This is a genomic window from Sulfobacillus sp. hq2, from assembly GCF_002903155.1.
Lineage (GTDB): Bacteria > Bacillota > Sulfobacillia > Sulfobacillales > Sulfobacillaceae > Sulfobacillus > Sulfobacillus thermotolerans.
Window position 1 is genome coordinate 177,129 of the sequence record NZ_NWUL01000045.1, and the last position, 12,468, is coordinate 189,596.

Annotated in this window: 11 protein-coding genes; 6 read left to right on the forward strand and 5 right to left on the reverse strand. The window is 51.9% G+C overall.

What is annotated here, in order from left to right:
* Positions 1-12: 12 nt before the first annotated feature.
* From surE to CO251_RS13460, 3 genes are all read right to left on the reverse strand, one after another.
* Positions 13-768 (reverse strand): 5'/3'-nucleotidase SurE, encoded by a 756-nt coding sequence (gene surE / locus CO251_RS13450; protein ID WP_158246352.1) that lies wholly within the window; start codon positions 766-768, stop codon positions 13-15.
* Positions 769-861: 93 nt separating this feature from the next.
* A complete protein-coding gene (locus tag CO251_RS13455) occupies positions 862-1,509 on the reverse strand; it encodes a hypothetical protein (protein WP_146039084.1) in 648 nt (215 codons plus the stop codon).
* A 307-nt stretch (positions 1,510-1,816) separates the two neighbouring features.
* Positions 1,817-2,161: a hypothetical protein gene (locus tag CO251_RS13460; protein WP_103376329.1), complete on the reverse strand. Its 345-nt coding sequence runs from the start codon at positions 2,159-2,161 to the stop codon at positions 1,817-1,819.
* Between the two features lie 612 nt (positions 2,162-2,773).
* Here CO251_RS13460 and CO251_RS13465 point away from each other — a divergent pair.
* The 6 genes from CO251_RS13465 (at position 2,774) to CO251_RS13490 (ending at position 8,056) form a co-directional block, all read left to right on the forward strand.
* Positions 2,774-3,658 (forward strand): cytochrome c oxidase subunit II, encoded by an 885-nt coding sequence (locus tag CO251_RS13465; RefSeq protein WP_103376330.1) that lies wholly within the window; start codon positions 2,774-2,776, stop codon positions 3,656-3,658.
* Between the two features lie 35 nt (positions 3,659-3,693).
* The gene (locus tag CO251_RS13470) at positions 3,694-5,661 is read left to right on the forward strand and encodes a cytochrome c oxidase subunit I (protein ID WP_103376331.1); all 1,968 of its coding nucleotides are present in this window, start codon (positions 3,694-3,696) and stop codon (positions 5,659-5,661) included.
* A complete protein-coding gene (locus CO251_RS13475) occupies positions 5,658-6,278 on the forward strand; it encodes a cytochrome (ubi)quinol oxidase subunit III (RefSeq protein WP_103376332.1) in 621 nt (206 codons plus the stop codon). Before CO251_RS13470 ends, CO251_RS13475 begins: the two co-directional genes overlap by 4 nt.
* A gap of 26 nt (positions 6,279-6,304) precedes the next feature.
* A complete protein-coding gene (locus CO251_RS13480; RefSeq protein ID WP_103376333.1) occupies positions 6,305-6,706 on the forward strand; it encodes a cytochrome C oxidase subunit IV family protein in 402 nt (133 codons plus the stop codon).
* Positions 6,707-6,753: 47 nt separating this feature from the next.
* Positions 6,754-7,167, forward strand: a complete 414-nt coding sequence (locus CO251_RS13485) for a hypothetical protein (protein ID WP_103376334.1) — start codon at positions 6,754-6,756, stop codon at positions 7,165-7,167.
* Positions 7,168-7,339: 172 nt separating this feature from the next.
* A complete protein-coding gene (locus CO251_RS13490; RefSeq protein WP_146039085.1) occupies positions 7,340-8,056 on the forward strand; it encodes a zinc ribbon domain-containing protein in 717 nt (238 codons plus the stop codon).
* Here the strand turns inward: CO251_RS13490 and CO251_RS13495 are convergent.
* The gene (locus tag CO251_RS13495; protein ID WP_103376336.1) at positions 8,053-10,602 is read right to left on the reverse strand and encodes a M1 family metallopeptidase; all 2,550 of its coding nucleotides are present in this window, start codon (positions 10,600-10,602) and stop codon (positions 8,053-8,055) included. The two genes, CO251_RS13490 and CO251_RS13495, sit on opposite strands and share 4 nt — an antisense overlap.
* A 200-nt stretch (positions 10,603-10,802) precedes the next feature.
* The gene (locus tag CO251_RS13500) at positions 10,803-12,302 is read right to left on the reverse strand and encodes a DHA2 family efflux MFS transporter permease subunit (RefSeq protein WP_103376337.1); all 1,500 of its coding nucleotides are present in this window, start codon (positions 12,300-12,302) and stop codon (positions 10,803-10,805) included.
* Positions 12,303-12,468: the final 166 nt, after the last annotated feature.

The window sequence follows — 12,468 nt, forward strand, 5'->3', positions numbered from 1 at the left end:
CGTGATAAAATCCTATCCGTTAGATACATCCCAGTTATCGTCGGAGAATGGGGCAGCATCATCTTGAGTTGCGTGAAGAGCAGTGACGGATATCAAGCCCTCGGCGACCGCCTCACGGTCACCTAAAATCCCAGGCACACGAAGCGGGCCTTCATCCACCCACTCATACTCAATACGGTCCCCTAACAGACTCGGCTGAATATTCATTACCCGCATCGTGACCGGCCGTGCATCTAAGGCCGTCCACCGCCACTGTTTGGTTGCAGCTTCGGGAAGATTAATGTTGAGGTAGGTTCCTGGGCGACTTGCCGCATACGCAATCCAGTCGTCCAAATGCCGCGCAATCATGGGAGCAACATGATCCCAACTACAATGCTGCGAAGCCGAAAATGCTATAGCAGGAACACCATGCGCCGCAGCCTCACGTGCCGCCGCCACAGTCGCTGATGTCATCACATGCCTTCCCAAGTTCCACCCGAGATTAATCCCTGACAGGACACACAATGGACTTCTGTCGAAATACGACGACAGCCCCAATCGTACACAATCCACGGGCGTCCCTTTCACCGCAAACCAGCGCTGATCGCCTCGGCTAGCTATCCGGCGGACATGAAGATCCCCAAAACTAATTGAATGCGCTCGGCCGCTATGATTTTCTTCCGGTGCAATCACATACGTTTGAAATCGCGCCCCGGTTGCAATCTCTGCGAGTAGCTCAATGCCCATGGACTGATATCCGTCATCATTCGTGACAATAATGCGCTCCACGTTAGGGCCCCCTTTGGTATGCGAAAACGTTAAGACCTTTTGCGGTTCGAGTACAGTGTGGCAAGACCGCATTAAAGGCACGCGTCCATCGGATTAATCTCTCGTGATGATTGCGTTAAAAGACGATGCTTCATGCATTTCACACGGCACAAATAGATACCCATGACGCCTAATGGTCTCGACGTGTTCTTCCCCTAAGGCCCGCCGAATTTGATACACTGCGGCCTTCGTGGTGGCTTCCGTCCATAATGGCCAGCCAATTTCCAAAGACATCTGGTTGATATTGTCTAACGTCGCTGGAATACCAGGCCGCTGGCCAAGAAGCGCGAGCAGTTCTGCAGCTCGCCATGGTAGCGCAAGTTCCATACCATGATGCCAAACTTTACGGTGTTTGGCATCGAGCACAATGCACCCCACAGACTCTGGCGTACAGAAAAGACTCGACGAGGACGGATTGCCCAAGGGCACCCAGCGACGCTGTTCATATTCCACGAGCAGAAAAAGATTGATAGACGTCATCCAGCTATGGGCTAAAATTGCGGACAACCACGCGACATCATCAAACCACGTCAACTCCAAGGCCAATGCGTCCACTACGCCGTCACGCAAAGCATCAAAAATTTGGTTGACGGAAACCAACTCTCTCCACCGCACCGGACACGAAACATCACACTTCCATTGCGCTGGGTTTTGGGCCACAATGCCTACGATCTGCAGTCGAGCATCCCTCCTTCGTCCCACCGCCTTGTGGAAATGACAGCTTTGGGCAAGATACTGACCGAATAACGACATCTCAAATTATTGCGCCACGACGTTAAGGTCGAGTGTTGGGCACATGAAGAATCGGTTAACATCTGGTTACTTCTTGGTGAACCATGTTGTCCGTGGATACGGTAAGCACGAGGGAAAAAGACGCGCAAAAACCAAAAAGCGCCGCTCGTCATTGTGCGGCGTTCTAAAATGAGTGAACCGTAGAGCTTTATCCCCGAGGCTCTTTCTAGGCCACGTCACGGCAAGACTATGGTGACTATCCCCCTAGGATGTTGGCTTAAGAACTTGGAGGTAACAATGCAATGGTCAATTCACCGTGTGCCCTAAACCCCTGCACGACGCCTAATTCGGCTCCTTGAGGCGGTCGGCGCCGCAGAAACTGCAAATGTTTCCACGCAATGCCACGGACTACCATCCCCTCTTGGGACAAAACAGCCCGCACCGATTCCGCACTATCACGGTCCTCAAAAAGGGGGATCACCGTATGCCCTGCTTGATACACGGTCCAAAATTGGCCCGTCAGCTGCCCGTCATGCGTGGCCATGATGGCCCAATAGGGTTCTCCTAACGTGGTGTCATCGGGAAGAACCATCGAAAGTAATCGCGACATATCGGGTTGCACAAGACAGCCTCCTCTTCGTCCATTTCGCCCTATCTTACCACACCTTGTAAAATTCTCTCGGAAGTTCAGAGTCTCGTATAACTCCTTTCGACTAATCGCTTTTGAAGTTTTAACTTTACGTTCTTATTTGAACAAGTCCTTAAGTCTTTAATACATAACGCTCAATAACGCTGAACTTTCTCGTTTTTGCACACTCCTACCGACCGGTTTATCCATCGCGTTATCCCTTGTTGTGCCTTATAACTATACTATTTAACTCAGTTTAAACTCACTCGATTATCACGCGCTAAAAAGTCACTCTACACTTGATTATCAAGACCTCAGAACCCTTATGTTCCGCCTTCTGTGTACACATAAAAAATTATAATGAGGCCGCGCTATTTGAACTTATTGATCTTGCGATTTAACTAGATTATACTCAAAGCGAGATTTACGCCGTTGGCGATTAATCCCTATTGCATAAGCGTTTTGAGCTCGTTGTTTCTAGCACCAACCAAAGTTCATTTAAAGCATCACCGTTAACGATTCGCATTTAATCTTAGTAGACTAAATTTTCTCTATTTTCAAGGCTTAACCACTTGTACAACACCACCTGATGAAGGAGTGTTCGAGATGTCCCTTAAGCGCTCGAAACGAGCGATCCGCTTTACCGTCCTTGCGCTTGCCATAGGCTTATCGGTGTCGGGGTGTGGAAATGATTTTGTCATTCTCCATCCTGCCGGACCGGTGGCTGCCAGTGAATTAAACTTGATTGAAATTACCGCGGCGACAATGATAGTGATTATCCTTCTGGTTTGGGTTCTCTTTGGCATTGCTTTGGTCCGATTTCGTGAAAAGCCCGGTAATCAAGCTCCTTACCGTCCCCTATGGGATCACAACCGTGCTCTGGAACTGGGAGTGATTGCCGTGTCGGTTGTGGCCGCCACCATCATCGCCATTCCAACATGGAATAAGACCTTTGCCTTAGACCGCATACCCGCAGGAAAAACCCCTATCGTCATCGACGTGACCTCGTTGGATTGGAAATGGCTGTTCGAATATCCCGGCCAACATATCGCCACCGTCAACTATATTGACGTTCCCACCAACCGCCCCGTTCTCTTCGAATTAACCGCGAACTCTCCGATGAATACCTTTTGGGTGCCCCAGCTGGGCGGCATGGAATATACCATGCCCAGTGAAGTCTTGCCCTTATGGCTAGAGGCCAGCAAACCGGGACTTTATTGGGGCCGCAGCGGCAACTTTTCGGGTTCGGGTTTTGTGCATATGACGTTCGACGTGCATGCCGTATCTCAAGCCGCCTTCGATACCTGGGTCCACACCGTGCGCACCACGAAACCCCCCATGACGATGGCCGACTACAGACAGCTCTTAAAGTTTAACTGGATAGCCCCGCGCTATTACTCAGCCTACCCCGCTGCCACATTCCCAGCGGAAACCCATGGCTTTACCTTAGAAGGCGGAATGTACATGGAAATGCAGCCCACTCCGAAGTAGCTGTGGAGCATCTTTAATGAAAGGTGGACACTCTCATGTCTTCTCTCCTTGCCCAGCTGTTTCCGCCCAGCACTACGCGCAACATGGAGCTGAGCGCCGATGTGCTTATCATCCTAACCTCGGCCGCCATCATTTATTACCTCACCCGATGGCACCGGTGGAAGTATCTCTGGCGTGAATGGCTCACGACGGTGGATCATAAAAAAATCGGGATTATGTATCTGATCGCAGCGGTCACCATGCTGTTTCGCGGTGGCGTTGATGCATTGCTGCTACGAGCCCAGTTAGCTGTGCCCAACAATCACTTTTTGGGGCCCTTGCACTATGACGAGATTTTTACGACACATGGTACGATCATGATTTTCTTCATGGCAATGCCCTTGATTTTTGCCATGTTCAATATCGCCATTCCCCTCATGATTGGAGCGCGCGATGTCGCCTTTCCGCGCCTTAATGCTATCAGCTTTTGGCTTTTTGCCTTTGCAGGATTCTTGTTTAATATCTCCTTTGTTATCGGTGGATCACCCAACGCTGGCTGGACGTCTTATCCTCCTTTAACCGAACTTGCGTTTAACCCAGGCGTCGGTCAAAATTACTACCTCATGGCGCTGATTGTCACGGGTATTGGAACCACCGCCACTGGTATAAATTTTCTGGTCACGATCTTGCGTATGCGCGCCCCAGGCATGACATTGATGCGCATGCCCATGTTCGCTTGGACGACACTGGTAACCTCTGTCTTGATTCTTTTCGCTTTTCCGCCCTTGACGGTCGCTATGGTGCTCACCTTATTTGACCGCTTGTTTGGCACCGCTTTCTTCACAATAGGCCGAGGCGGCATGCCCATGATGTATGTCAATTTGTTTTGGCTATTCGGTCACCCAGAAGTGTATATCCTGGTTTTACCTTCATTTGGCATATTTTCAGAAGTTGTCGCCACGTTTTCTCGAAAAAAACTCTTCGGGTATTCCACCATGGTTTATTCCGTGTTGGCTATTACGTTTTTGAGTTACGGCACATGGGTGCATCACTTCTTTACGATGGGTGCGGGAGCCGCGGTTAACGTGTTTTTCGGCCTCTCAACAATTCTCATTGCGATTCCCACAGGCATTAAGATTTTTAACTGGATCTTCACTATGTGGAACGGTCGGATCAAAATGACCGTGGCTATGATGTGGGCATTGGCCTTTATTCCCACATTTGTCGTGGGAGGTGCGACCGGGGTCATGTTAGGGGCAGTACCTGCTGACTACCAGTTCCACAACAGTTATTTCCTCATTGCCCACTTCCACAATGTCATTATCGGGGGAACCGTCTTTGGCCTACTATCTGGCGTGTATTATTGGTGGCCAAAAATGACCGGACGCCTTCTCAATGAACGTCAGGGTAAATGGGCATTTTGGCTGTTCTTCTTAGGATTTTGGGTCACGTTCATGCCCCAGTACGCGCTGGGATTTATGGGGATGACGCGGCGGATGTATACCTATTCCCATGGATTTGGATGGAGCAGTCTCAATTTGATGTCAACGATCGGGGCCTTCGTGATGGGCGCAGGCTTCGTGGTGATGGTTTATAACTTTGTATGGAGTCAAATCCACGGGGAAATTGACGTGACTGGAGATCCGTGGGATGGACGTACGCTGGAGTGGTCAACTCCCTCACCGGCTCCCGAATACAACTTCGCACGTATCCCAGTTGTCACGGACCGCGATGCGTGGTGGGCGATTAAGCAAGACCACAAGAGCAACGTCATCCAAATTAAGCCACAAGAAATCCAGGATATTGAATTGCCAAAATCCTCAGCGATTCCTTTCTTAATGGGCCTCAGCTTCTTCGTGTTCTCGGTTGGAATGGTTTTCTCGTGGTGGTGGATAGCGGTCGTTGGGTTCTTGGGATTTGTGGTGTGTATGTTGGTAGGAACCTTTGACTACGACGATCACAAGGAAGTCCCGCGCCAAGTCATTCAAAACACAGAATCTGCACTGGGGAGGTTGCAAGGATGAATTTACCCGTTGAGCCCAACGCCACTCAGACCAAACTACCCTTGGAGTTTACCGACAACCATGAAAGTCTCAAAATTCTAGGATTCTGGTCCTTTTTGGCCACCGACCTCTTGCTCTTCGCCAGCTTATTTGCGGTCTATGCCGTCTACCAAAGCCGCATTGGCATGGCGGGGCCCTCACCTGATCAATTATTTAAACTGGGCCCCGCGGTCGTGGAAACCTTATTACTGCTGACCAGCAGCTTTACGTGTGGACTCGCCGTCTATGAAATGCGGCACGGTCACAAAACAGGCACCATTGCTTGGCTCATTGTCACGATTTTGCTGGGCATCGGATTTGTTACCACCGAAATTCGCGAGTTCGTGTCCTATATTGCCCTCGGTGATTCTTGGCATCACAGCGCGTTTTTATCGGCTTTCTTCACCTTAGTCGGCACCCACGGCGCCCACGTGTCCTTTGGCATCTTGTGGGCCATTACCCTTATCATCCAACTGGCAGGACGTGGTCTGACCACGATTACAACACGCAAAATGTATATGTTCGCACTCTACTGGCACTTTCTTGACATCATCTGGGTCTTCATTTTCACCGTTGTGTATTTAAACGGCAAAATTTAGTCGAGCGGAAAGGAGGATTTTCCACCATGTTCAATCGTGGATCACAACGTGGACGCCGCGTCATTGCGATCTCGCCCAATGGCCCTACCGGAAACGGCGATGAAGTCGAAGCGCGTTTTCTAGCCCCGCATTTTGAATCGGAAGGGTTTCCTTGGCTGCAGATCTTCGGCTATATAGGCTCTCTTCTTCTGACTATCGCTGCACTCTTGGCCGTTGTTCAACACATTTTGTCGCCCATTGGCCTACTTACGGTGATTCTCATCTTAGCCGTAGCACAGGCGGCGTTGCAGTTGGGAATCTTTATGCACTTACGCGAAAGCCGCGGGTCAACGTGGCACATTATCACCCTAGGGCTTGGCATCGTGATTGCCCTTGGATTAGTGGGCATGTCGATGTGGATTATGACGTTTAAATCAGGGGTTTCGTAAGAGCCTAAGCACCCAGAAATATATCGCGCCGAAAGGACACAGACGCCATGTCGATCTCTTGTGGATTGGAACAACTTGCCGCCCACCAAGCCATTCACACCTCTGTGACTGCCGACCTTGATGCGGCCATGCGTCTATTGCATGTATCGATGCGCTCAGGTTCCCACAACGAAGCCTACGAACTCGCTGGGGTGATTGTGGCCATCTGGACAGAGCGAGAATTATGGCACGTTCACACCGAAGAGGCGGCCCTATACCGCCATATTCCGGCGATGGCTCCTCTCCAGCGCGATCACGATTTAATGGAGCAGTGGGTCTGCGAAGCGCGTAGTGCGCTTGAACGCGAAGGACAGGTCTCAGCCTTTGTGCTTAGCCGATTAGAGGCCTTAGCAGCTTTGCTCCATACCCATAACCAAGAGGAACTGCGCCAACTTCGCCTCTCATTGCACGATCCGCTTTAAACTGGTTTGGGACAGATATCAGAGCTCCCAGAGACCCGACGCGGGTCTCTGGGAGCTCTGTTGCTAACAAAGCGACCGGTCAAGAGGATCTAAATCTAACCGCAGACTTCGCCAAAACAACGCCATTTCTTAGGATTACAATAGAAAAAAACGACAGGAGGCGCTTGCGACGTTGCGTGAAGACTCCCCAAAAACACCCCAACCCCTGGTTTGTCCACAGTGCCAGCATGCCATACGTGCGGATGACCGTTTTTGTCAGCACTGTGGAACCGCCCTTTTCCCCCAAGGGCCAACCAGGACTCAGCCTCGCTCCCTCAAGGTGGTTTTATGGGTCGCTTCAGCCCTCACCGCCGGGCTCTTAATCCTTGGCGTCGTCATCGTTCATAGCCTTCTCACGACGCGACTAGCCACCGGTCCGCTCCCCTTCCCTAAGCCCCATCCGCAGATCGCTGTGAAGAACAAACCGACGACGATTCCTGCAGCCCACTTACAAACGACGTCGGCTCCGACACCTCAAGCCAAGGCGCCGAGCTCAGTGTCAACGACATGGAAATCCGTCTCCGTGAATTTTAACGGGGCCACCATTTCGCTCACCCTGCCGTCACAAGTGAAGCCAATAGCTCCCCAAGCTTCCGGCCAGTGGGCATGGACCACTTCTCCCGCCACGACCCAAATTGTGCTTGACATTACCGCGGCGAAGTCCCCTCAAGCTACGCAACCTTTAGGCCCCGAAGCCTTTGGTTCCCCCATTACCCGCACTCCTCAGAGCGCATCTCAAATTTTAGATGTAGCGTGGGCGGGGCACGGATATGTTGCCTTATCCATGACGGTGCCCCTTCACGATATGGCCTGGCTGGGCACGATTGCCCAAAGCCTTCGTATTACTTAACCCCGGACCCACTCGCTGAGGTGGCCGTGAATGCGTCGGGCCAGCGCCTGATGAATGCCTTGGAATTCCAAGGTTTGTGTGATTTGGCGGGACGCCTCGGGGATCGGATGACTTTGCAGCCATGCTGCCGTACGCGAAGCCAGGTGCTCTTCAACAATCGCGGCAACTGGCGTCACCAGCGGCTGCAGCATAAACGGGGGATATTTGGCCAATAAAGCATCCCAATGCTCCTCAACAAGATCCCAGACCAACGCCCGTACATGCCGATTGCGCAGAGCCCGGCCTATCGCATAAGACCCATCTTGCACGCGTACTTCGGAGGAAAGGCATAAGTCAAAGGTCCGCTGTGCCAGAAGAGGATCCGGAAAATCTGCTAAGGCATACAAATAGCGGACGGCATCTTGTGGCGTTGCCGCGTCATTGAATTGCTGATACATGACCTCCCACTGCTCCTCATCTCCCGTATCGGCCACGACCATAACAACCGCGTTGAGCAAATCAGGCGCAATGCTCATACTCTTCTCGAGGTATGAGATAAAGCGTTGACGGGCTTTTGCACGAACCGCTTCATCGGCCCCCAGCGTTCCTAAAAGACGGATGACGACCGCCCGCAGTCGGGATTGGCTGACGTCTTCATCGGGCGATCCCTCCCACTTCACCTCCGCCAGCACGGGATGCGCTATGTGCCTGACGAACTCTTGTAACGCCTGTTGTCCGGACTTATCCGCCATGCTAAACAGTAGGCCAATATGGTCCGCGACGAGATTCCACACATTCGGATCCCGCTCGTCTTTCATCGTCCGCCACAACTGAATGGCTTGTGTCACAGGGATTTCATCAGCCAGCACGCCGGCCCACACATCGTCTACAATGCTCAGGCGCTCGAGTGGTGTCAAGCTCCCAAAGGCTTGGGTGAGACGTTGCCATAGCGGCGCATCGTAAGCCACCCGGTAGAATCCCCATCCCCCTTGATTCACCAATACCCACGCAGTGTTATCAGGTAGCGTCATGGTCAAGGGATCAGGGCCCAACAACACATTGCGTGTATCATGCGTCCCGTCTTGTTGGTGGATGCCTAGGACGACGGGTACTTGCCAGGTACCACTGCCCGCCCCTTGATAACGAAATGGCTTTTGAGATAAGGTCAATACCCTGTCCTGTGAGAACACGGCTTGCACTAACGGATAGCCAGGTTGGAAGACCCACGAGTCCATGACATCACGAATAGGTTGTCCCGAAACCTCCCCCAAGGCCTGCCACAAGTCTCCCGTCTCCGTATTACCAAAACGGTGTTGGTTCAAATAGGTGGTGACACCCTGACGGAACATCTCAGGCCCTAAATATTGCTCCATCATGCGTAAAACCGATCCACCCTTTTCATAAGTCAACACATCAAACATCGCCCAGGCCTCGCTAGGGGGACCCACAGGATATTCAATGGGTCGCGTAGAGGCCAGACCATCCACCGCAAACGCATGTGCGCGTCCCAGTCCAAAATGCGTCCAAATATTCCACTCTGGGTGCAAAGCATCGGTCGCCAACATTTGCATGAATGTCGCAAAGGCCTCGTTCAGCCATAGCCCATTCCACCAGCGCATGGTCACCATATCCCCAAACCACATATGCGCCGTTTCATGAGCAATCGTACTGACGACTTGCATCTTTTCCATGGCCGATGCCTGATTTTCATCCAGCAGCAACGCCTCTTCCCGATACGTCACGCACCCTAAGTTTTCCATCGCGCCGGCCGCAAAATCTGGGATGGCAACGTGGTCCAGTTTATCTGCCGGATAGGGGATATTAAAGTAGCTTTCAAAAAATGCCAAGGCATCCACGGCAGCCTGATGAGCATAACGTGTGAGATGCATAAATTCTGGGCGTGCGGCAATCCGCACCGGCACATCACGCACGGTGCGAGGAACGGTGAGCTCTAAAGGCCCCACGACAAGCGCCACAAGGTACGTGGACATGGGCATGGTTTCCGCAAAGCTCACGCGCTTCATTCCTGGTGCATCTAGCATGCTTGAGGTCTCATGCGCGTTGGACAAAACCGTTAGAGGCTCAGGCACTACCATTGTAATGGCGAATGTGGCCTTAAAATCGGGTTCATCCCAGCAGGGGAAAATGCGGCGGGCATCGGTTGACTCACATTGGGTCGAGGCAATAATCTCGTCACCATTTGTACCCTTAACGGTCGTGCGATAAAAGCCGCGCAAATCATTACCGAGTACTCCGCGAAACTCAAGCGATAACGTCCAAGTCCCAGACGCCAATGGCGCGCTTACGCGCAAAACCGCCTGCTCTTCTTCTTTTTTGTACGCCACAGAAGCGGGCCATGATTTTCCTGGTTCTTCAGCATGCACCACAACATTCTCAAGTGTTAAGTTCACAGCATTTAATACAATATCTTGCGTGGGTGTTAAGACCTCAATAGCAATTTCGGCCCTTCCCCAAAACACGCCTTGTGATAAATTGGGGTGAAATTCTAATTGATATCGGTGTGGCACCACAGTGCGCGGTAGTCGGTAGGGAAGTTGTTCGGCCACGCGTCATACCTCCTCACAAATAGGTGTTGCTCGTAGAACCACAACACCCCCTTCTTACTATGGATATTGTGTCCTATGCCTATTCGTGGTTGCGCTACCAAATTCCTGCCATTCCAAAAAAGTTGTCCCATGGAAGTGTTTAATAAAAAAAACCGCCGTAATCGCCGGCGGTGTCCTATGCATTTCACCTTATTTATTGATTACCATTCTAAAGGCATGCTTTCTTGCGACTGTCCCGAGGCAGGTCGACTGTTCCCTGCCACTCGAAAAATGGATAGCACCGCGGCTAAGGCAGACAGCCCCACTAAAACCAACAGCGCCACGCGGGTTGAAGGAATCCATGGCGCTTTGGGACCTCCTGGCTGCTCAATGCCCCCATGCGCCGTTAACAAGATGGCCAGCACCGTACCGGAAACAGCCGTCCCCAAGGCCATCCCAAGTGAGCGGGCCATATTGAGAATGCCTCCCCCAACGCCTAACCGAGAACTCGGCAAGCTCCCCATGACCGATGAATTATTAGGAGGTGTAAACATCCCCAATCCCACCCCCACCATGACCAACTCCATAACAATAAGAATGACCTGAGCATGAAGACTAATGGTCCACGCGAGCATCAACGTCGCCAAACCGGTTAAGGCCATCCCTCCCGTAGTTAACAACCGCGGGCCATAGCGGTCGGCTAAAGCGCCCGACTTAGGCGCAGCTACGGTCATCCCCAAAGGCACTGCGGTAAGAATCAACCCCGTAACGGCCGAATGATAGTTCAAGACGCGTTCAAAATAAAATGGCATGAGAAACAACACCCCAAACATCGCCAAATACGACAACAATCCCGTGAAGTTGCCCAAACTAAAAATGGCAATTTTGAACAACCGCATATCCACAAGCGGCGCCCGAAACGACAGCTCTCGTACAATAAACCCTGTAAGGAACAGTGCTGCTGCGACAAACATTCCGATGACAGCAGGTGATGTCCAGCCCCAGCTCTGTCCTTCGGTCAGGGCCATCATGAGTAACACCAGAAACGGTGTCATGAGCAAGGTCCCCCACCAATCAAATGTCGCGTGGTGTCCTTGTAGCCTGTCTTTTGGCAAGATCATAGCCGCCATAAGCGTCCCAATCAGCCCCACCGGTACATTGACATAGAAAATGGCTCGCCATCCAAAGAGGCCAATCAATGCTCCTCCAATCGCCGGACCAAGAGACAGCCCAATGGCTTGGGCCGATCCTTGAAACCCAATAGCCCGGCCGCGAACGGATGCTGGCACCGCGGCGGTGATAATAGCCACGGAATTGGCTTGCAACATGGCGGCACCCGCTGCTTGAAAAATTCTCGAAATAATTAACATCGGCAAATTGACAGCCGCCCCGCACGCCGCCGATCCCACAATAAAGACCAAAAATCCAAAGGTATAAAGGGGTCTTCTGCCCAAAATGTCGGCTAACCGGCCAAATAGTGTGAGCAACGTGGCCAAGGTTAATAGGTAGGCTATCAATACCCAACTCACCAACGACGCACTCGAATGGAAATAGGTGCTTAAATCCGGTAATGCCACATTGACAATGCTGGCATCTAGGGCTGCCATAAAGGCCCCAATGCACACGGTGGCCACAACGAGCCAGATATAGTTCTCTCGTGTACTAAATCGCTCAAGCGGCAACGAGTGCCATAACTGTCGAAGTCCCGCGGCTCTTGCCACAGCCTCATCTCCTCCAGATAGTTTCACAGGCCAGGCTGTCCTCTTTATACACTGTCTTCCCGGCGTCGTCCGTAAGGCCGCCCCGGCTCACGGCGGACGGGCGACGGGGTTTTGGGTTGATCGGCAAACCACACCCGCGAGCTATGTGTCGCATCCGCAAAGAACA